This is a genomic window from Metallumcola ferriviriculae (assembly GCF_035573695.1).
In the GTDB taxonomy this organism is placed as follows: domain Bacteria; phylum Bacillota; class JADQBR01; order JADQBR01; family JADQBR01; genus Metallumcola; species Metallumcola ferriviriculae.
Map to the genome: position 1 here is coordinate 2,395,738 of NZ_CP121694.1, position 21,257 is coordinate 2,416,994.

Annotated in this window: 20 protein-coding genes and 3 tRNA genes; 7 read left to right on the forward strand and 16 right to left on the reverse strand. The window is 46.1% G+C overall.

What is annotated here, in order from left to right; all coding sequences use genetic code 11:
* Positions 1-24 precede the first annotated feature (24 nt).
* The 4 genes from MFMK1_RS11945 to MFMK1_RS11960 form a co-directional block, all read right to left on the reverse strand.
* Positions 25-1,251, reverse strand: a complete 1,227-nt coding sequence (locus MFMK1_RS11945) for a NapC/NirT family cytochrome c (RefSeq protein ID WP_366921932.1) — start codon at positions 1,249-1,251, stop codon at positions 25-27.
* A 305-nt stretch (positions 1,252-1,556) separates the two neighbouring features.
* Entirely contained in the window at positions 1,557-3,218 is a 1,662-nt protein-coding gene (locus MFMK1_RS11950) for an ABC1 kinase family protein (RefSeq protein ID WP_366921933.1), read from the reverse strand.
* 54 nt (positions 3,219-3,272) lie between these two features.
* Positions 3,273-3,569 carry a phasin family protein gene (locus MFMK1_RS11955; protein WP_366921934.1) on the reverse strand — a complete coding sequence of 99 codons (297 nt, stop codon included), beginning with the start codon at positions 3,567-3,569 and terminating at the stop codon, positions 3,273-3,275.
* Positions 3,570-3,609: 40 nt separating this feature from the next.
* A complete protein-coding gene (locus tag MFMK1_RS11960; RefSeq protein WP_366921935.1) occupies positions 3,610-4,464 on the reverse strand; it encodes a DegV family protein in 855 nt (284 codons plus the stop codon).
* A 295-nt stretch (positions 4,465-4,759) separates the two neighbouring features.
* On the opposite strand from MFMK1_RS11960, the gene MFMK1_RS11965 reads away from it, so the two are divergent.
* From MFMK1_RS11965 to MFMK1_RS11985, 5 genes are all read left to right on the forward strand, one after another.
* Complete coding sequence (locus MFMK1_RS11965) at positions 4,760-6,838, forward strand: chloride channel protein (protein ID WP_366921936.1); 2,079 nt, start codon at positions 4,760-4,762, stop codon at positions 6,836-6,838.
* 413 nt (positions 6,839-7,251) lie between these two features.
* A tRNA-Pro gene (locus MFMK1_RS11970) sits at positions 7,252-7,328 on the forward strand.
* Positions 7,329-7,406: 78 nt separating this feature from the next.
* A tRNA-Gln gene (locus MFMK1_RS11975) sits at positions 7,407-7,481 on the forward strand.
* Positions 7,482-7,583: 102 nt separating this feature from the next.
* Positions 7,584-7,706, forward strand: coding sequence for a hypothetical protein (locus MFMK1_RS11980; RefSeq protein WP_366921937.1), 123 nt, complete (start codon positions 7,584-7,586; stop codon positions 7,704-7,706).
* Positions 7,707-7,741: 35 nt separating this feature from the next.
* Positions 7,742-7,915, forward strand: a complete 174-nt coding sequence (locus MFMK1_RS11985; RefSeq protein ID WP_366921938.1) for a DUF1540 domain-containing protein — start codon at positions 7,742-7,744, stop codon at positions 7,913-7,915.
* Positions 7,916-7,959: 44 nt separating this feature from the next.
* Here the strand turns inward: MFMK1_RS11985 and MFMK1_RS11990 are convergent, their stop codons facing one another.
* The 5 genes from MFMK1_RS11990 to MFMK1_RS12010 all read right to left on the reverse strand — a co-directional run bounded on the left by MFMK1_RS11990 (position 7,960) and on the right by MFMK1_RS12010 (position 11,872).
* Entirely contained in the window at positions 7,960-8,748 is a 789-nt protein-coding gene (locus MFMK1_RS11990; protein ID WP_366921939.1) for an ABC transporter ATP-binding protein, read from the reverse strand.
* Positions 8,749-8,810: 62 nt separating this feature from the next.
* Positions 8,811-9,629 (reverse strand): ABC transporter permease, encoded by an 819-nt coding sequence (locus MFMK1_RS11995; protein ID WP_366921940.1) that lies wholly within the window; start codon positions 9,627-9,629, stop codon positions 8,811-8,813.
* A 76-nt stretch (positions 9,630-9,705) separates the two neighbouring features.
* The gene (locus MFMK1_RS12000; RefSeq protein WP_366921941.1) at positions 9,706-10,740 is read right to left on the reverse strand and encodes an ABC transporter substrate-binding protein; all 1,035 of its coding nucleotides are present in this window, start codon (positions 10,738-10,740) and stop codon (positions 9,706-9,708) included.
* Positions 10,741-10,997: 257 nt separating this feature from the next.
* Positions 10,998-11,085, reverse strand: a tRNA-Leu gene (locus MFMK1_RS12005).
* A gap of 142 nt (positions 11,086-11,227) precedes the next feature.
* Positions 11,228-11,872: a hypothetical protein gene (locus tag MFMK1_RS12010; protein WP_366921942.1), complete on the reverse strand. Its 645-nt coding sequence runs from the start codon at positions 11,870-11,872 to the stop codon at positions 11,228-11,230.
* A gap of 200 nt (positions 11,873-12,072) precedes the next feature.
* On the opposite strand from MFMK1_RS12010, the gene MFMK1_RS12015 reads away from it, so the two are divergent.
* Both MFMK1_RS12015 and MFMK1_RS12020 read left to right on the forward strand, forming a co-directional pair.
* Complete coding sequence (locus tag MFMK1_RS12015; RefSeq protein ID WP_366921943.1) at positions 12,073-12,759, forward strand: AzlC family ABC transporter permease; 687 nt, start codon at positions 12,073-12,075, stop codon at positions 12,757-12,759.
* Positions 12,738-13,055 carry an AzlD domain-containing protein gene (locus tag MFMK1_RS12020; RefSeq protein ID WP_366921944.1) on the forward strand — a complete coding sequence of 106 codons (318 nt, stop codon included), beginning with the start codon at positions 12,738-12,740 and terminating at the stop codon, positions 13,053-13,055. Before MFMK1_RS12015 ends, MFMK1_RS12020 begins: the two co-directional genes overlap by 22 nt.
* A 5-nt stretch (positions 13,056-13,060) precedes the next feature.
* Here the strand turns inward: MFMK1_RS12020 and MFMK1_RS12025 are convergent, their stop codons facing one another.
* From MFMK1_RS12025 to hemA, 7 genes are all read right to left on the reverse strand, one after another.
* The gene (locus MFMK1_RS12025; RefSeq protein WP_366921945.1) at positions 13,061-13,339 is read right to left on the reverse strand and encodes a hypothetical protein; all 279 of its coding nucleotides are present in this window, start codon (positions 13,337-13,339) and stop codon (positions 13,061-13,063) included.
* Between the two features lie 277 nt (positions 13,340-13,616).
* Positions 13,617-14,909: a glutamate-1-semialdehyde 2,1-aminomutase gene (gene hemL / locus MFMK1_RS12030; RefSeq protein WP_366921946.1), complete on the reverse strand. Its 1,293-nt coding sequence runs from the start codon at positions 14,907-14,909 to the stop codon at positions 13,617-13,619.
* A 143-nt stretch (positions 14,910-15,052) separates the two neighbouring features.
* Entirely contained in the window at positions 15,053-16,057 is a 1,005-nt protein-coding gene (nirJ2, locus tag MFMK1_RS12035) for a putative heme d1 biosynthesis radical SAM protein NirJ2 (RefSeq protein WP_366921947.1), read from the reverse strand.
* 33 nt (positions 16,058-16,090) lie between these two features.
* Positions 16,091-17,068 carry a porphobilinogen synthase gene (gene hemB / locus MFMK1_RS12040; protein ID WP_366921948.1) on the reverse strand — a complete coding sequence of 326 codons (978 nt, stop codon included), beginning with the start codon at positions 17,066-17,068 and terminating at the stop codon, positions 16,091-16,093.
* 14 nt (positions 17,069-17,082) lie between these two features.
* Complete coding sequence (cobA, locus tag MFMK1_RS12045; RefSeq protein ID WP_366921949.1) at positions 17,083-18,591, reverse strand: uroporphyrinogen-III C-methyltransferase; 1,509 nt, start codon at positions 18,589-18,591, stop codon at positions 17,083-17,085.
* 3 nt (positions 18,592-18,594) lie between these two features.
* Positions 18,595-19,533, reverse strand: a complete 939-nt coding sequence (hemC, locus tag MFMK1_RS12050; RefSeq protein ID WP_366921950.1) for a hydroxymethylbilane synthase — start codon at positions 19,531-19,533, stop codon at positions 18,595-18,597.
* A gap of 16 nt (positions 19,534-19,549) precedes the next feature.
* A complete protein-coding gene (gene hemA / locus MFMK1_RS12055) occupies positions 19,550-20,878 on the reverse strand; it encodes a glutamyl-tRNA reductase (protein WP_366921951.1) in 1,329 nt (442 codons plus the stop codon).
* Between the last annotated feature and the right edge of the window lie 379 nt (positions 20,879-21,257).

Genomic DNA, 21,257 nt, shown 5'->3' on the forward strand with positions numbered 1-21,257 from the left:
GATGAATAAAATAAGATTGCAAAATTATTTTAATATAGCCGCTGTATGACAAGCCACGCAGTTTCTTTCGGAATGGCAAGACAAACATGTTTTGTTCGGGCCAGTAGTTACTTCTATCGGGTGGGGCCGCCGCCAACCCTCGCGATGTTTCATATAATGACAGCGATTACAGTTTGTCTTAGCCGCAGCCGGCGCCCCTTTCAACGGAGTATTGTCATGGCAAACAAAACAGCCATCCAGTTCCTTATCTCTTCCATGAACCACTATCCATTCCTCTTTCATATGCGATGGTGGTTTAGATCCATGACAAGAGCGGCAAAATGGGTTGAAGCGGGCGTACTCCACCGCATTGCTTCTGGCTTTTTGGGGAATTACCGAAATCGGTTCATACCCGTGACAACTGTCGCATTCAGTAATATCTTTTCTGGCAATTTTGCCGTGTACCTGCAAAAAGTCATCCTGCCCGTGACTATCAGGCTTTACCGAATATTTATGGCAGGTTTCACACTCCTTGGAAATCTTGCGCCGTTCATGACAGTTCATACAAGTCCCCATATTGGGTTTGGTTGCATTGGGTGTCATTAACATTTCTACGGGCAGCTGACCAATATCGTTTTCTTTTTGAGAAACAGACCTGCCGGATACCGCACCATGCGCGACACCTTTATGGCAGGACACGCACCAGATCTTTTTATCCACATGCTTTTGATGGGGTACAATCAAGCCCCCGGCCGTTACCTGACGCGTCAAGCTATGACACTTCAAGCAAACTTCATCCTTTACAGGGGCTACTTTTTCATCTAATAAACTGGCTCCTTTATCAAAATCAAAGGCCAGAGCAAGCTGAACATCGCGTTGCTGAAGTTCCTGCTCAATTTTGTCAATCACTACTTTTGACCCAGCTGTAAATCCCACCTTGGCCGCACTGCCCAATGTCGCATACAAACCGTAATCCTCGTGACAAACTGCACAATCAAAACGATTATGAGATGATGCATCCCAGGTCTTTACTTCTGGTTCTACTACGTGACAACTATTACAGGTGTCAGCGCTTGAGAAGGATTTCACACCATACGGCGTAGCAAACCAGATTAACAATAATATCACAGCAGCCGTCAGTGCCATAAAAAATAATTTTATCCTGCTCATGTGAACGATCCTGGTAAAGATGCTCACTCTCTTTTTCTTTGGCTTATTCGGCTCTACGCTGCCTTCCGAAGTACTTGATGTCGTCTGGTCGTGCTGCGTCATCTATGTTTCCTCCCAAGATAACTCTATGTAAGAGGCCGTCCACTGACCATATATATTCAGCCCCACATAGACATATACAACAAATTCGCAGCAATTCCTCCTGTCAAATTATTAATAAATTGTAACCTTTAAAAAGTGCAGCACCCTAATATTCTGTTGAGAAAGAATTTGTCCATTATTTCACATAGGATTGTATTCAACAAAGCGGAGTAAATTCCTTTTAATTTAGTGAAAAAAGATTATCTTTTTAAAGTAAAAAATCCCCATTAAATGGGGATTTTCACCTGGGTAAGGCATTTCTTCTATTAATACCTGCCGCTGCGATAAATGGTAAATATCAACCACAGGCCCATCAGTACCGCAATCACGAAACCCACTTCCACCACCGGATAGCGCATCAGCGCGGAGCTGACGGTATTCTGGGCCATTAGAGACGAGCCCACAATGATACTGGCGATGATAATGCTGATGGAAATACGATTGCTGATAAGGTTTAGGATGTTAATGAATGTGCGGAAATTTTGCACATCTATCTGAGCCTTCAATCGTCCGCCTTCCAACATGGACAGGACGTTTTCCAACCTTGAAGGTAAATCAGTGAGCAGCCCGCCTAGTTCCAGCAGCTGCTCACTCGCCGCGCTGCCCAGCCTACGAGGGGAGAGGCGCTTTCGCAGTAGTTTTTTGCCGTAAGGTTCCGCTATATCTACGATGCTTAAATCCGGATCAAGCACTTGTACCAGTGCCTCCAGGGTGACCATTGACTTTATCAGCAGCGTTACCTCAGGCGGTATCCGTACCTGGTATGTATAAGTAAGCTCCAGCAGTTCCGTAAGCGTATCACCCAGCTTGATTTGGCTCATAGGTACACCGTAATATTTTCGCTGCAGCCGGGATACATCTTTCTTTAAGCCCTGTAGATTGATCCCCTTATGCACCACGCCGATTTTTAGTAAACTGCGCACAATCAAGTTGACATCCTGTCTTACCAGAGCCAAAATCAAATCAGAAAAGCGCTCTTGCAGCCAGCTGTCCACCCTTCCTACCTGACCGAAGTCCATAAATAATACCTTGCCTTCAGGCAGTACCGCCAAATTGCCCGGATGAGGGTCACCGTGAAAAAAGCCATCTTCAAACACCTGCTGCAGCATGGCATTGACCACAGTGGCAGCGATTTCCTTGCGGTTATAGCCTTCTCGGTCCAATTGCTCCAAGTTGGAAATTTTAATTCCCTGCATAAACTCAAGCACCAACACTCTTTTGCTGCTATGCTGCCAATGCACCCCGGGGATGACTACCCCATCATTGGTTTGGAAATTCTTTTTAAAGCGCTCGGCGTTACGGCCTTCCGCCAAATAATCCAATTCATTGCGGATGGATTGGGTAAACTCTTCGACTATATCTACCGGCTGGTACAACTGCCCCCAGCCGGTGCGCCGCTCGGCAATTCGGGCAATATTAAATAATATTTCCAGATCCGTCTCAATCTTTCGAGCAATATTGGGGCGTTGTACCTTTACCACCACTGCTTCACCGCTATGCAGCACCGCTTTATGGACCTGTCCAATCGATGCCGAAGCCAAAGGAGTTTGGTCAAAAACGGCGAATAATTCCGCTGCCGGCTTGTTAAATTCATCCATAATTACCGGTTCTATCTCTTCAAAGGGCAGCGGCGGTACATCATCCTGTAATTTACTCAGCTGTTTAATATAAGGCTCAGGCAAAAGATCTGCCCTAGTACTCATGATCTGCCCCAGCTTTACAAATGTCGGGCCCAATTCCTCCAACACATGAAGCAGCCGCTCAGGCGCCCCTAATTTATCTTTATCCGCGGTCAGCCGCGTTCGCTTAGGCAGAAAATCTATCAAGCCGGTTTGATCGAGAATGTAGCCAAAACCGTGCTTGGCCAGCACATTGGCGATTTCCCGATAGCGCCGGAAATGCCGCTGCCCTCTTCTAAACGGTGCCACACCTATCACCTCATATACCAAATAACCTGTGGTTGGGCCACAGGTTAAGGTAACTTATTCCTTTAACTTTTCCTCAATATTCTGTACTCTGCGTTCCAGTTGCTCAAACTCTTCCCGGCTTACAAACCGGAAGTCTTTACGAAGTTGGTCTAGTTCCTGTCGCACCGTCTCCCGCAGGTTTTTCCGTTCTTCTTCGCCGCGCTTGACCAGTTGGTCTGCTAACCCTTTAGCCTCCTCGGTGCTTATCTCACCCTTTTTGACCAGCTCCTGCACCAGCTGCTCAGCCTTTTCCCTGGTGACGGATACGGCACCAATTCCCAGGTACAAACCTCTTTTAAGAAGCTCCAGCACATCTATCACCTCCAATTTAAAGAGTTTAAGGTTTTACCTTCTATGGCAGACTGCAGAATGCCAGACCCATAGTTCCCGGTCCAACATGAGAACCTACAACCGGGCCGATATCGGCATATTCAAATTCCAAATGCGGATACTTAGCCTTTATCTGTTCGCCAAACTTTACTGCCTCATCTTGACAATCCACTAACAGGACAGCCACCCTAGCCTTATTAATATCGCAAGTTTTTAAGAATTCATCCAGCTCTTCCACGACACGCCCCAAGGCCTTTTGACGGGTGCGCACTTTTTGAAATACATCAATTTTCCCCCGGATATAAAGAATGGGCTTAATCTTTAACAGTGTCCCGACCAACGCTTGGGCGCCGCCGATTCGCCCGCCCCTTTTTAAATATTCGAAGGTATCCACCATAAACAGTGTGGACAGTGTGTCTCTCATGTGTTCAACGGTTGTGATAATCTCTTCTTTACCCTTTCCTTCCCGAGCCATGCTTGCCGCTTCCAGCACCATGAACGCCAAGCCCCCGGCAGTGGAATAAGAGTCAATAACAGTAACATCCGTCCCTTCCGCCAGTCCCGCACCGGTCTGAGCTGCCTGGACGGTTCCGCTGATACCCGAAGATATCAGAATGGCTACCACACTCTCCGCCTCTTTACTCAAAGTCTCATAGGCCTCTTTGAACTCTCCGGCAGCAGGCTGAGATGTGGTTGGGAATAGTTCTTTACTCTCCCGTAATTTATCGAAAAACTGGTGGTTGGTATATTTTTCTCCTTCTTTAAAGTTTTCATTCCCCAAGTTCACTGCCAGGGGAACCATAGTAATATCATATGCCGCCAATTGCTCTTTAGTCAGGTACGCAGTACTATCAGTGATAATTTTTACTTTCTGCATTTCTCTTTCCCCCACTTAAGTTATTTTCTTTATCATAAGTTAGCCTGGATATTATTGTCAACCTTTAAACAATATCTCGCGTCATTTAGAAAAATTATCGCAATTTCTTCCTAATAATAGGGATTGGTCAAAGGTTTTATATTGCTTATCTTTTTGACTTTATAATTTTTGTGTATTAAAATATTTTAATAGAGCAACTTTAATTTAACAGGGTTTGTAAAACCTCTGTTTTTCCCCAAGGCAGGGGTTTTACAAATTGCTGTATAAAAATCCATCTTAAGGAGATGAAACATTGATGGGAGACAGCAAAGATAAAGCACAAGAACAAAACCCTTCAACTGACAGTTTCAATGAAACTGTAGTGGAGACCTCCCAAAACCTTTGGCATGCTTTCCAAACAAAGCATCCCTTGGTCGAAACCTATACCATTGTCCTTTTTGCCATATTAATCGGTATCATCGGCGGACTTGGTGCCATTGTGTTTCGGTATTTAATTGATTTTTTCAGGACTTTGTTTGGGCAAGGGTTAGGCAGCAGTTTTACCATCTTTGGCGCTTACGGCACTTATTTAAAGGCTCTTTTGCCCGCCATAGGCCTTGTATTGGTAGGAATTATCTCAAATTATTTTGCCAAAGAAGTAAAAGGGCATGGTGTACCGCAGATTTTGGAAGCATTGGCCTTACGCGGTGGAAAGATTAAACCCAAAGTATCTTTCTTCGGCATTCTTGCTCCGGCAATTACCATCGGTTCCGGCGGTTCTGTGGGCCAAGAGGGTCCCATTGCGCTGATTGGTGCATCTTTTGGTTCCGTAATGGGGCAGGTATTAAAGCTCCCCGAAAAATATATCAGCCTGTTTCTAGCCTGTGGGGCTTCAGCGGGTATTGCAGCAACCTTTAACGCTCCCATCGCGGGTGCTTTTTTTGGTCTTGAAGTAGTATTGGGTACTTATTCATTAGGTTCTATCGTTCCCATCTTTATTGCATCAGTAACCGGTACGGTAATATTTCGTCAATTTATGGGCAGCGCCCCGGTGCTTGCTACTCCGGGATATACTGTCACTCACCCTACTGAAATACTGCTGATGATTCTTTTGGGTATTATTGCCGGTTTTGTCGGTCTGGCATATACCAGGGGGCTGACATTTTCAGAAGATCTCTTTGATGACTGGGAGGTGCCATTTTGGCTTAAAGCAATAGTCGGCGGAATCGGCGTCGGTATCCTGGGTCTTTTGTTCCCGCAAGTTTTGGGTGTTGGCTATTCGACTATGGAAACAGCGGTGCTTGGTAATATTCCGCTTTTGAGCCTAATATTATTTTTCATCTTTAAATTCCTGGCAACAATGCTCACTATCGGTGCCGGCGGTTCCGGCGGCGTATTTGCCCCATCTCTTTATCTGGGTATCATGCTCGGTGGAATATATGGCATCGCAGTAAGTAACTTATTTCCAAATTTAGTTTCTACTCCGTGGATATACACAGTAATCGGTATGGGGGCTATTTTTGCTGCTTCAGCTCAGGCGCCACTGACTGCAAGTACCATCATCCTGGAGATCACCGGCGATTTTCATATTGCGGTAGGAGTAATGGCAGCGACAGCACTCAGTTATCTAATTCATGGTTCTACGATTCGTGATTCCATGTATACAGTTAAACTTACTAAAAGAGGGATTGATATTTTACGTGGTACTGACGTCAGACCTACTGAACGTATCCCGGTTAAGCTGGCCATGCGTCCGTTAGAGTACGCAGTTTATGCAGATGACAGTATTCATAAAGCTACGCGAGTATTACTACAGTATGAGGCGGATTTACTTGTGGTTTTAAACCGCAAAGAAGAATTGGTGGGTATTCTTACCCAGTCTAACGTGCGGGGAGCGACTGAGCTTCAAGATCAAAACATCACTATTCGTGACATTGTCCAGGTTAACGTTAAAAGTATTGTTGCCAATGACAATTTGGAAGAAGCCATGCGGCTGTTCAGTTTCTTCCATGTCAAAACCCTGCCGGTAGTGGATCAAGACAATCATCGCAAGGTGGTGGGCATTCTCAAACATGCTGACGTAATAAATGCCTACAGTACGCGTATCCTACACAGCATGGAAGCTACAGCCAAAGTCACCAACTATACTGAGAACCGTGATGCTCAACAAAAAGGCGGCTTTAGAAGTTTCATCGTCTGCGAGTCATCACCGCTGGCCGATAAATGTTTATGTGACATTACACTCCCCGAGGAAGTAGTAATTGTTTCCATAATGCGTAAGGGAGAGGTTATCATTCCCCATGGCTATACCATTATAAAACCTTATGATACAGTACTTGTCTTTGCTGTACCGGCCAGAAAGCTGGCTGGATTGCATAAATTATTTGCTACGTAGCAGTCATTATCTAACCTCCACAATTGTGGAGGTTATTTTTAATGTATAGGAAATTATGGGTTGTGGATAATTTCCTATACATGGGGGTTGTTAAGGGGGCATGCCCCCTTATGTTAAATGCAGGAGGGTCACAGCGAAGCGACCTAGGGCGAGTGGCGTCACGGATAAGTGACGCCAAGGTACGAGCGCCGCCGAGTCGGTGAGGCGGCCGGGTGCGTAGCACCCAGGGGTTCCCTGGGTAAGAATATAGAGAGACTTGGCAACTTGTTGCCTAGTCGATCTTAATGCCCTTGGGTGCAAAAGCATTACCTTTTGAGGCCGAAGGCATGAAATGCTTTTGTTCTTGCAGATTATTGAATACTTAGTTGACTAAGGAGAAATAATTCGTTATAATAGCATTTGTGACAATATCACGGGGCGTAGCGCAGTTTGGTAGCGCACATGGTTTGGGACCATGGGGTCGAAGGTTCGAATCCTTTCGCCCCGACCATTTTGTCACTTTTTTAATGCCGATTTTTAACAGTTATAAATCGGCGCAATTTCTCAAAAGATAATAGTGTCCAATCAATGGGGCGTAGCCAAGCGGTAAGGCAGCGGACTTTGACTCCGCCATGCGTAGGTTCAAATCCTGCCGCCCCAGCCAAAGCTCCCGGCACTTTAAAGTGCCGGGAGCTTTTCCTTGTATATAGTACTCGAATTTTGACAATAATAGCAAATGAATTAAAAATGGAGGTGCTGCTCTCTAATGTCAGATGAAAACAAAAAAGACTGTCAAGTAAAGTCAGTAACGGAAGTCGAGGAACCCGATTATAGCCAATGTGAAGACTGCGTTGAGGAGCAATGCCCGTTAATGGATGGGCTTTGCTAGCTGGATAACAACCACGGAAGGAGGCTTATTAATTTATGGGCAGAACTTCAATGACCGGTGACCCTATTTCTCGGGTCAAATGTGTCGTGAACGGTTGCGAATATTGGGGTAATGGCGATATGTGCAAAGCCAGCTCCATTGAAATTCAAACACCTAAGGCCAGCAACACCGAAGAAACTGATTGTGCCACCTTTGCACCAAAAGGATAAATAATTCCACAAAAATACGGGCCACGTGGCCCGTATTTTTTATTTTACGTATTCATCGCCTTAATACTTTCTTCCCTGATCAATTCTACTGCCCGGCGCTTATATTCTAAGAACATATCATCGGTTTTAATATGGTAATCCCTGGGCCGGGGCAAATCAACATTGATTACTTCTTTCACCCTGCCGGGCCGGGAGGTCATCACCACTACCCTATCCGCCATAAAAATCGCCTCTTCTACGTCGTGGGTGACAAAAATAATGGTTTTCGGCGATTTTTCCCAGACATTCATTAATAGTTCCTGCATCAAACTGCGCGTCTGCGTGTCTAACGCACCGAAAGGCTCATCTAGTAATAAAAATTCCGGGTCGTTGGCCAAAGCCCGGGCGATAGCCACCCGTTGTTTCATGCCCCCGGACAACGCTTTGGGGAAACTGTTTTCGAAACCCATTAAGCCTACCAAATCAATATATTTGGCAGCGGTTTCCTTTCGCTGTTCTGCAGGAACCCCTTTTTCCTTTAAGCCGAATTCTATGTTTTTCTCCACGGTAAGCCAGGGAAACAAGGTATAGGACTGGAAGACCATACCCCGGTCTGCCCCGGGTTCTTTAATTTCCCTGCCGCCCGCCATCACGGCACCGCTTGAGGGCTCCACCAAGCCGCCAATAATTCTCAGCAGCGTTGACTTGCCGCAGCCCGAAGGGCCTAGTATCGCCAGAAATTCTCGTTCACCCACAGAAAGATTGATTTCTTCTAAAGCACGTACCGCGTTATTATCCTGACCATATGTTTTTGTTACCCCTGATACCTGGAGACTGGTTTTTGTTAGTGCCATCCGCTTCACCCATCCCATTACTTTTACAAAAGATTTTGCTACCTCAATATATCATCAATAAGTTACTCCGTCCAAGGAAAAAACACTCGATGCGCCCATTTAAAGCAGTAGTCAGATATCAATCCCAAAATGCCGATGGTCAAAATACCTACTAAAATATTCGCTGTACGCAGCATCCGAGAGGATTGTAAAATCGTATGCCCGATACCCGCCGATGCCCCAATCAACTCTGCCACAATTACATAGGTCCAGGCCCACCCCAATATCAATCTCAGCGAATCCATGATCGCCGGTAAGCTGGCCGGCAGCAGCACCCGCCACAGTACCGCCGAACGGGAAGTACCAAGAGTATAGGATACCTCCAACAGCTCTTGTTTGACGCTTTTTGTAGCCACTGCTACCATCAGTACCAATTGAAAGAAACTGCCAAACCATATTACCGCAATTTTTTCTGCCTCATTGACGCCAATCCAGAGGATAAAAAGGGGAATAAAGGCAGAAGCGGGCATATAGCGGATAAAGGCCATTAATGGTTCCACCATCGCCTCTACCGGTTTATATGTGCCCACAAGAATTCCCAGCGGTATGCCAATAATCGCCGCCGCAGCAAATCCTACCATTACCCGCATAAAGGTCATCCAGACATCATGGAGAAAATTTAATTCAAATGTCAGCTTCATAGCAGACTCCATAATGGCAATGGGTGTCGGTAAAAATAATGGATCGATAAAGCCGGTGTATGTGAGTGCCGACCAGGCCAAAAACAAAGTTACAAAAGTGGATACTGATAGAAATAGATAGTTACTCCGAGTAATATTACGACGGGGTTGGAATGCCGCTTGATATTTTCTAAATTTGGGGTCTAGCATCGGTCCTGCCATAACCGTTTCCCTCCTAAAAACCTTTTGTAGGCGGAAGCACTAATCAGCCCCGCCTACGTCTACTAGACTTTATATTCTATTTAACAAAGCTGCCGTCAATAATTTTAATCATTTCCGGCTTGTTATCGATCAGACCTTCAGCTAACCAGAAGTCCGCTGCTTTTTCACTGACTTCCCACAACAAACCCGGGTCGTCCGGGGTTCCGAAATATTCTTGGTTCTCTGTCTGATCATAGAATTTCACATCAGGCAGTGTGGCCTCAAATTCTTCGACTGTCTGGTCCATGGCCAGAGCCATAATTTGATTGGCTTCCCCGGGGTTTTCCGCGGCAAAGGCTAACGCATCAAACCATGCATCCACTATCCCTTGAACTGCTTCGGGGTTATCCTTGACAAAGTCTTCCCTTAAAGCCAAGGAATCCACGATTACACCAGGTGTTTCATCACTGGAAATCAAAACATGACCAAAATCCGTTTCCTCTGCTTTAGTTAACCAAGGCTGCCAGGTAATCGCTGCGTCTACTTTACCAGCGACAAAAGCGTCTCCGGCATCACCGGCACTCATATCTAGCACATTTAAGTCGGAAAGCTTCATCCCTTCCCGGTCAAGCAGATACTGAGTCCAAAAGTAACTGGCGCCGCCGCCGGTATGAAGAGCCACCTTTTTCCCTTTTAAGTCCTGAATACTTTTGATATCTTCAGTGGCTACTATTCCGTCACCGCCAAAGGAAGTATCAAGTCCTAATATTTGTACCACCGGAATGCCGGCAGCAGCAGTCATCACATGAGTATCAACAGTAGAAGCAAAACCCTGAATCCTATCAGCTGCTAATGCTGTTCTGCGGTCTGAAACACTTTCAATGACCTGCAGGTCCACATTAACGCCGTTCTCTTCAAAAAATCCTTTTTCAGCCGCAATATGTAACGGTGCATAGCCGATCCATGAAGAAACAGCTAAAGTTACCTCAGTGGGCTGCGGAGTGTTATTCTCATCAGCCGGCTGTTCCGCTTCCTGCTGATTTTCCCCACCCTCTGATGATTGTCCACCGCACCCAGCTACGGCAAAACTTACCACCAACATTACTACAAGCAACAACGATAATTTTTTCATTTCACCCTACCTCCTCTTTAACCACTTAACCCTTTAATTAGTTAATGTGGTCAAGCACTAGTATAAATTAATTTATATTAGTGTGCAATGGATAGGATTTCCAGCTAAAGGATGCAAAAGGTGACCCGGGAGATTTTCCAGGTACCCTTACCAGCCCAAATGGCCTATACTCTACCTTATGTAACTAATAAACTGAAAAAAAGAGTCCTATTGGTATTAAAACCAACTAGACTCTTTTAGCCTTGCTATTAAAAATCTGGTGCGGCAAAAAGGACTTGAACCTTCACGAGCATTGCGCCCACAAGAACCTGAATCTTGCGCGTCTGCCAATTCCGCCACTGCCGCACGTGTTTGGTTGACGAATTATATCTTAACAAAAAGCGGAGATAAAATCAAGTCCACTTGCCATGTTTATTGAAATATTTCACGGTATTTTTTGCATTAACGGGAAGCAATTGGATTATGTCTTTATGCAGTACCTGTCTGCTTATTGATTCTTTTTATCCTTATCTGTATTGGTTTCGGGACTGGGCTTACCGCCATTTTCCGTTTCCGGATGGCCTTCCGGCATTTGCGGCGTTAATGCTTGATACAACTCATTGTAGTCTTTGGTCACAAAAAAGGACTGTGCTAACCAATCAAAGCCTTGGTCGTAGCGATAGTACGTTTCTTTATCTGCTGTAAATGCTAAATAATAGCGGATACCGGGATAGATATCAAAAATAAATACCTTAGTACCCAAGCGAATACCTAAAGAATCGGTACTTTCAAAAATTAATTTATAGGAGCTTTCAGTAATAGCAGTTTGCTCTTCTGAAATAACGTCTATATCCGTAAAGTTTTTGTTGTCTTCAAAAACCTTTATAACTTCGTCAGCCAGAGATTCCACGTTGTAAAAGCTCAACCCTCCAAATTCAGCCCGGGCATTAAAACCAATCCCAAGCTCAGAGTCCACGAAGCTTACTGCTTGTTCCGATTCATAAACCTTCTCCCATGTTGAGGGCAGCTGCACGGCAAACCCTGCGTCGGGATGGCGGTACATTTCCCGCTCCGGAAACTGGGCAGTCTCACTGCTGCATCCACTTACTAGAAAGATAACTACGATTATTGCTAATACCAGTTTTTTATGCATCTAAAAACCCCTTTTTTACTGCAGCAATGTGTAATGTACTGCAGGGCCTCGTTTACCAGTGTAAGTGACAGTTTCGCCATAAAATCATAAATTCCTGTGACCGGCTCCGGTCAATTTTAAAAACCGACCGCTGCCCTACTCGTTGACCGGTTTTTGCGGTTCTGCTATAATTTATGGGTAATTGAGAGGGGAAATCAACTATGGCTCGCAATCGATTTTTAGCAGGGGTCAAAGCCGCATTACCGATAGTAATGGGCTATATGCCGTTGGGATTTGCCTATGGTGTTCTGGCCCGTGAAGCAGGTCTATCGCTTTTTCAAACCACTATGATGTCCGTACTGGTCTATGCCGGCTCCGGGCAGTTTATTGCGGTGGGTTTGATGGGAGCAGCAGTGTCCGCGGCAGCGGTAATATTTACCGTCTTTTTAGTAAACCTGCGCCATCTCTTGATGAGCGCTTCTCTTATCCCACACCTGAAGCACTACCCTGTGCCCCTGCTGGGCTTTGTGTCATATCAAATTACCGACGAAACATACGCAGTTGCCATATCCCACTTTCAAGAGGAAAAAGCCACAGAATCGTTTCATATGGGCCTCAATCTTACCGCCCACAGCGCCTGGGTCTTGGCCAGTTTCTTAGGAGGAGCTTTTGGTAATCTGATTAGAAATCCGGCCCAGTACGGCCTGAATTTCGCCCTGCCTGCCATGTTTATCGCCCTATTGATTATGCAGGTTAAGGATAAGGCCGCCATACTAGTGGGCTTGGCCGCAGCAATCATCTCTATCGCTATCAAGTACTATTCTGCCGGCAGTTGGAATATCATCCTGGCTACAATTGCCGCCGCCACATTGGGAGTGATTTTTGAATGGATTACATCTGGGCAATAATTATCGGTGCCGCTATAGTTACTTATATTCCTCGGGCATTACCGCTGGTTACCTTCAGCAAGAAAAACTTACCGCCTCTGGTGATACAGTGGCTGCGATTCATTCCCCCGGCTGTATTAGCTGCCCTGTTGGCTCCGGAATTATTTCTTAATCAGCGGCACTTTGATTTCTCGTTGCAAAATATTGGCTTATTAACGGCCATTCCTTGCTTTATTATCGCCGTTAAATCACGTAGTATGGTTGTTACCGTGGTATCAGGAATGATAATCTATATACTGCTTAATACTCTGCTTTAAACATCTCACACGCTTCTAATCCTGCCTGGTGATTTTTTCCGCCAGGCATTCTCACCGTCCAGCTGACATCGTTCCACCCTTTCTTCTTCTAACATTCGGCTCAATACGCCGCCTACCAACATTAAAGGACTCATGTAAGTACTGCAGGTTGAAAAGTCATGCTGTTCCCGATAATCTTCCAATGCATCATTAAATTCCTCCGGGTACTCCATCTTTAACTCTTCTGAAATATGGTGTGTAGTTTTAAAATTGCCGTCTAAAACCTTCATTAACAATTTCTCCAAATCCGTTACCCCCCGGGATTAGTCTCATAAGTATAATTTTACCTGGGCTGGGACAGTTCCTGCAATAATAAGACAAAAAAATACCGGGAAACCTGTCTAAACGGGTTCCCGGCTTTCAAGGAGGTCTATGAAGAAGTGAGTGTGTATTCCTATTATTGCCGTGATTCTTAAAATTAAACATTATTTAATAAAATTTACATGGAATTTTCCTCAGAATTCTGACAGTAAGAAAACCGCTTCTTCTGAAACGGCGGTTTTCTTAACTGCAAACATTTTTCTATGCGATTTCTGAGAAAGCCTTTTTAGCAGCAGCCACTGTCTTTTCAATATCTTCGTCAGTATGGGCAATTGACATGAAGCCCGCTTCATACTGCGACGGGGCCAAATAAATTCCTTCCTTGAGCATAATTTGGAAGAATTTCGTGAACTTATCCAAATCCGACGACGAAGCAGTATCAAAATCAACCACTTCTTTGCTCGTGAAAAATACTGACTGCATGGTACCCACCCGGTTAAATGCTGCGGTCAAACCGGTCTCCTTGGCTGCCTGCTGCAGTCCTTCAGAGAGCTTAGCCGCCTTGTTCTCAATTTCTGCAAAGACACCGGGAGCACTAAGTACCTTCAAAGTAGCAAGCCCTGCCGTCATGGCCAAGGGGTTACCCGACAAAGTGCCGGCCTGATAGACGGGCCCGGCAGGAGCTATTTGCTCCATAATCTTTTTCTTACCGCCATACGCACCAACCGGTAAGCCGCCGCCGATGACCTTACCTAAGCAGGTAAGATCCGGGTCAATGTTATACACTCCCTGGGCGCCGTGTAGACCGGCCCGGAAACCGGACATTACTTCGTCAAAAATAAGCAGGCTGCCGTATTGACTGGTAACTTCCCGTAATCCTTCCAAGAACCCTGGCCTGGGCGGTATACAGCCCATATTACCGGCCACCGGTTCTAAAATGACGGCGGCAATATTTTTCCCTTCCATTTCAAATATCTTTTTCACGGTGTCTAGGTCGTTATAGGGCGCAGTAATAGTATTTTGCGCAATACTCTGAGGTACACCGGGACTGGTAGGAACACCCAATGTCAACGCGCCGGAGCCCGCATCAATCAGTAGGTGATCGGCATGACCGTGATAGTTCCCTTTAAATTTGACTATCTTATCCCTCTCAGTATAACCGCGGGCCAAACGCAAGGCACTCATGGTAGCCTCTGTTCCGGAGTTTACCATCCGTACCATTTCCATGGAGGGTATCAAATCAATGGTCAGCTTAGCCAGTTCCGTTTCCAATGCCGTTGGTGCACCAAAGCTGGTACCTATCTCCAGGCACTCCTGCAGCGCTTCAACCACCTGAGGATGTCTATGCCCTAAAATTAAAGGCCCCCAAGATTGTACATAATCAATATATACATTACCATCCTCGTCATAAAGTTTAGACCCATCACCCCGTACTATGAAAGGCGGATTCATACCCACTGATGAATAAGCACGTACAGGACTGTTTACCCCGCCGGGTATATACTGCTTCGCTTCCTCGAATAACTTCTCCGATTTCGATAAACCCTTAAACACAATATCACTCCTTATGTAACACCGCCGGTGTCAGGCACCATGGGTGTCACTTATTTGTCACTTATGGTGTCAGGCACCATAAGTGACTTTGTCGAATTTCCCCAATAACTTGACAAAAAGGTGCCTGGCACGATTTTGTCAAGTTATTTGCCTTCGCCGCCTTTGCGGCCGTGGTAGAGGCACCAGGGTTCTTCGGCCATGTAGTCGCCATCGTTGTAGAATGCTGCTCTGGCTCGGCAGCCGCCGCAAATCTTCTTGTATCCGCAAACTCCGCAGCCGCCTTTATATTCCATGGTACGCAGTTCCTTGAATGTGGGGCTGTCTGCCCACAGCTCGCTGAACTTTTCTTCTTTTACGTTGCCAATATGGATATCCATGTAGGCACAGGGCTGTACATCACCGCGGGGGCCGATGATGCAGTAGCTGGTACCTGCCAGGCAGCCGCGACCGAAACGCATATTCATGCCCATCTGTTTGGCAATACGCATAAACTGGGGCGCGCAGGTGGGTTTCAATTCGATGTCCACTTCCTGCTGTTTTTTAAGGATACGCTCCAGCAGTTCTTCATACTGTTCTGCGCGGAGGGATTCTTCTTCAATACTGACAGCACGGCCGGTAGGAACCAGGAAGAAGATGTGATGCGCTACGGCGCCCATATCCACGGCAAAATCAGTCATATCGGTAACTTCATGGTCATTCCAGTCCATTACAGTAGTATGAATCTGGAAGGGCAAGCCCACTTCGCGGGAGTTCTTCATACCGCGCACCGCCTCGTCCCACGCACCTTTATATTTACGCAATTTATCGTGCTTTGCTTTGTCTAAGCTATCTAAACTGATACCGACACCCATAACACCCAAGTCTTTCAATTTTTGGGCCACCTCTTTAGTAATCAAGGTGCCGTTGGTACCAAAGACCACCCTCAGACCGCCTTTAATGCCGTGTTCTACCAACTCAAAGATATCATCCCGCATAAAGGGTTCGCCGCCGGAAAAAATCATAATTTTAAAACCCGCTTTGATGATCTCGTCCAACAGTTGTTTGCCCTGCTCAGTACTCAGTTCCTCGTCAGATCTGGCCCCTGCGTCACGATAGCAGTGATCACAGTACATATTACATTGGTTGGTGGTATTCCAAGAAATTATCATGACTCCTACCTCCGTTTCTCTCCTTAGTTAGCACTATCTATCCTTTAACCATTTGGCGGCATCCTTAGCAAAATAAGTAAGGATCAAATCTGCACCGGCTCTTTTCATACCGGTGAGCATTTCCATTACCACTGCTTGTTCGTCTATCCATCCTTTTTCCGCCGCAGCTTTAATCATGGAATATTCACCGCTGACATTATAAGCTGCCACGGGATAAGTAAATTCGTCCTTCAATCGACGAATAATATCCATATAGGCAAGTGCCGGCTTAACCATCACAATATCCGCACCTTCTTCGATGTCAAGCAGAGTTTCCTTAATCGCTTCATCGCTATTGGGCGGGTCCATCTGGTAGCTGCGCCGATCGCCAAATTGCGGTGCAGATTCTGCCGCCTCGCGGAATGGTCCGTAAAAAGCGGACGAATATTTGGCAGAATAGGCCATGATGGGAATTTTGCTATAGCCATTATCATCAAGCTTTTCCCTGATTGCCCTCACTCGCCCGTCCATCATATCCGACGGCGCCACCATATCTGCACCCGCTTCAACATGAGACAGTGCGGTACGAGCTAGAAACTCCAGCGTAGGATCATTTAGTACGTCACCTTCGTGAACGATACCACAGTGTCCGTGACTGGTAAATTCACAGAGGCAAACATCGGTAATCACCAACAGGTCCGGATATTCTTTCTTAATAGCTCGAATGGCCTCCTGGACAATTCCATCGGCAGCATAGGCACCGGAACCCTTTTCATCCTTCACATCGGGTATACCAAAGAGAATAATGGCCGGAATACCCAGTTCAACCACTTCTCCCACCGCCGGCAGCAGCTTGTCTACCGAATATTGGCAAACTCCGGGCATTGATGAAATCGGATTAGCTACTTCTTCACCGTAGATGACAAACATAGGATAAATCAAATCGTCAACAGTTAATAAATTCTCTCGCACCATCCGGCGCAGCGTCTCACTGCCGCGCAAGCGGCGAGGACGCAGGGTTGGAAAATACAAATTCTCCACCTCCATCAAATATATTGTAAAATTGCAGCCAATAAACCGTCAATGGTATATTCTTCTGCCTCAATATGCACCGTCAGCCCCATTTTCCGGGCCGTTTCAGCGGTTATCGGTCCGATACAGGCGATAATCACATCTTTCAACAGCTCATCAGCGCGCTGTCGGGGCAATTTGCTCAGAAAGTTTCTTACTGTAGAAGAACTGGTGAAAGTGACAACATGGAGCTTCCCTTGGGATAGGAGTTGCAGCAGTTTATCCGGGTCGCCGCTGCCGGTTACCGTCTCGTAGGCGGTAACTTCCTCTACCAGCGCACCCATCTCCATCAGTTTTTCCGGCAGTACCTGCCGGGCAATATCTGCCCGGGGCAGCAGCACCTTCATACCCTTCAAACCATAGTCCTTCATTCCCTCAATGACAGCTTCCGCCACATATTCCTCCGGCATATAATCCACCAGTAATCCTTTTTTCTCCACCGCTGCCGCAGTCTTGGGACCGATTGCACAGATCTTCGCTTCGGCTAGGCAGCGTATGTCCTTCTTTTTCTCCCACATAGCCCGGAAAAAGTGGTTGACACCATTTACGCTGGTAAATACCACCCAGTCGAACTGCTCCACTTTATCAATGGCGTTATCCAGTGGTGAGCTATCCGAGGGCTTCACAATATCTATTACAGGAAAAATATAGGGTTCTCCGCCCAGCGTTTCTATCATCTCGGCAAAACCCGCCGCCTGATGTACCGGGCGGGAAATAAGGATGCGTTTACCGAAAAGGGGCTTATCCTCTACCCAGCGCAGCTGTTCTCGCAAATTAGCAGTGTGGCCGATGACCGTCACCGCCGGATGCTTGATACCTGCCTGTCTCACCATTCCTGTTATGGATGCTAAAGTGCCGCTAACAGTTTTTTGTTCAGGGGTTGTCCCCTCTTGCACTACGGCAACCGGAGTTTCCGGGTCTTTGCCTGCACTAATCAACCGCAGGGTGATCTTCTCCAGGTTTTTTAGACCCATCATAAATACTAAAGTATTAATGTCAACCAGCTGTTCCCAGGGAATTTTGGATTTTTCCATATAGGGATCTTCTTCTCCGGTAATTATAGTCACCGAAGAATTTATCGTGCCATCAGTTAACGGTATACCGGCATAGGCCGGTGCTGCCGCTGCTGCGGTGACACCGGGCACCACTTCACATGGTATCCCTTCCTCGGCCAATGCCAGTGCTTCTTCACTGCCCCGGCCAAAAGCGAAAGGATCGCCCGCATTCAGGCGGGTCACCGTTTTTCCCGCTTTGGCATAATGTACCAAATTTGCATTAATATCGAATGCGTTCATGGCATCTTTCCCCGGGGCCTGACCCGCAGGTACCATCAAACAGTCAGCAGCGGCGTAATCCAGTAACCGAGGACTGACCGATTGGTGGTAAATAAGTACATCGGCGTCCTTGATACATCTCAATCCTTTAATTGTAATAAGGCCGGGATCCCCCGGCCCGGCACCTACAAGATAAACTTTTCCAATCATACTTTAAGCTTCCTCCGTCTCTCGCCTTACGGCTTCGAGAATTTTTTTCGCACCTCGGGCAAGCAGCTTATCTGCCAACTGAATTCCCAATTGCTCCGCCTGATCGGCATCGCCGGCCACTTGATCCCGCAGCAGCTCTGTACCGTCTAGGCTCGCTACAAGGCCTTCCAGAGTAACAGTATCTCCCTCAACCAAAGCTAAGGCACCAATAGGTATCTGACAGCCGCCTTCGAGTTTTCTCAGCATCGCCCGTTCCGCCAAGATAGCCAACTGAGACTGCCGGTGGTTGATTGCAACAACTATCTGCTTCAATTCCACATCATTCCGGCGTAGTTCTATGCCAATAGAGCCCTGTCCTACCGCGGGAAGAATAATATCATAAGCGATTTTTTCTTCAATTCTCTCCGCCCAACCCATTCGTTCTACTCCGGCGGCGGCTAGAATAAGAGCATCAAAATCCTGTTCTTCAAGCTTACGCATGCGTGTATTCAAATTTCCCCGAACATCCTCAATAGTCAAATCCGGCCGGTATTTCAAAAGTTGTGCCCGGCGGCGGAGACTGCTGGTAGCAACTCTGGCTCCTTCTGGTAAATCGGCCAATTGATACCCTTTATGTGACACCACAACGTCCCGCGGATCAAACCGTTCACAAATGGCACCGATAGCCAATCCCTCGGGCAAAGCAGTGGGCAGGTCCTTCATACTGTGTACAGCCATATCAATCTCGCCGGCTAGCATGGCCACTTCAAGCTCTTTAGTAAAAAGACCCTTGTCACCGATTTTTGCCAGCGCTACATCCAGGATTTTGTCTCCCTGGGTTTTAACACTTTTGACACTAATTTTATAATCCGGGTAAAGACGCTGCAATTTATCCTTTACCCAATTTGTCTGCCATAACGCTAAGGCACTGTCTCTTGTCCCGATGATAATTTCTCGTGTCATTGTTGTCCCCCAAACTTTATTTTTTACTGGAATGTATCGTTACCGGTTTCTGGCCAATGTCCTTTTTTTTCATCTTTTGCCCTTCTACTTCCAGGCCAAAAAGATTTTGTAATATTTCCGCATAGAGATGTCCCTGATGAGTGGTGGCATATTCCTTTAAATTAATAATCGGGTCATGCAGCAGTTGATTGGTAATGGAATTGGCTAGGGAACCAATAACCTTTTTCTCCCGCTCGCTAAGGGAACCAAGACGGTTAATGGCTCGTTCCAGTTCATTCTCTTTGATATTTTCTGCTTTTTGCCGCAGTGCCTTGATGGTAGGCACCACGAAAAGACTGCTCAGCCATTTGAAAAAACTAGCTATTTCCTCTTCAATAATCACTTCAGCATCTGCAGCTAACTTTTTTCTTTCCGCCAAATTTTTATCCACCACATACTGCAGTTCATCGATATCCTTTAATTGCACACCATCTATCTCAGCAATTTCAGGGTCAATATCCCGGGGCACGGCAATATCAATCATAAACAACGGCTTATGATAATCCCGTCTTACAGCAGCTGTCTTCTCCGCCGTAATTATGTAGCTACTGGCTGCGGTGCAGCTGATAATTACATCTGCTTGATTAAAATAGTCAAATAAGTTTTCAAAACGAATGGCCCGGCCGCCGAATTCCTCCGCCATAGCCACTGCCTTATCATAAGAACGGTTGGCCACCAGTACGGAATTCACTCCGTGAGAAACCAAATGCTTTGCCGTGAGGCCGCTCATTTTTCCAGCCCCGATAATTAACACCGATTTGCCTGTCAAATCATTAAATGTCTGCTTGGCCAATTCTACCGCCGCGTAGCTGATGGAAACAGCGTTTTGGTCAATCTTTGTCTCGGTACGCACCCGCTTACCCACGGTAATAGCTTGTTGGAATAAGGTATTCAGCACGCCGTTGGTGGCACCTTGGTCTCTGGAAATTTCATAAGCTTCCCGAACTTGGCCCAGGACTTGCGTTTCACCCAGTATCATTGAATCCAATCCTGACGCAACACGGAAAATATGACGAACTGCATCGTACAAAGTATGCACATAGATAAAGTCCCTAATATCAGCCGTGGTGAGACCGCAGCTTTCTGCCAAAAATGCTTTGATACCCGCAAGTCCTGTATCAACATCGGTAACAGCGGCATAAACCTCGGTGCGATTACAAGTTGAAAGGATGGTACAACCGTGGACATGCTTTTTTTCTTTTAAGCGTGGAAAAGCCTCCTCGAGTTTTTCATAAGGAAAAGATAACTTTTCCCTAACCTCTACCGGTGCTGTTTTGTGATTAAGGCCTACTGTGAGGATATACATTGGTTGATCCGCTCCTTCACTTTTCTCTCGTCCCCAACTCGCACCAAATCCAGCAAGTCAGATTTACCAACGAAGTACAAATAGACTGGTGTTATTCGGGGTCGGTATTTTTTAAATTATTTCATTGCGGTTACCCCAAGAGAAGCAAATAATCTTGATATTCAGTACAAACTCCTGCTCAAACTGCCGGCAAAGCTTAGCCGCAAATGTAGGACTGGTATCGTTAGTAAGCTGTAATGGTCAAATCACCTTGACGCATTTTCCACAGTAACTTCTTATTATTATACTATTCCCGTGTGAGTTTGAGAAATAATTAACAAACACATTAAACATTTCGTGATAAAGAGAATATTTCCTGCTAAAACATATGGTTTCCTAA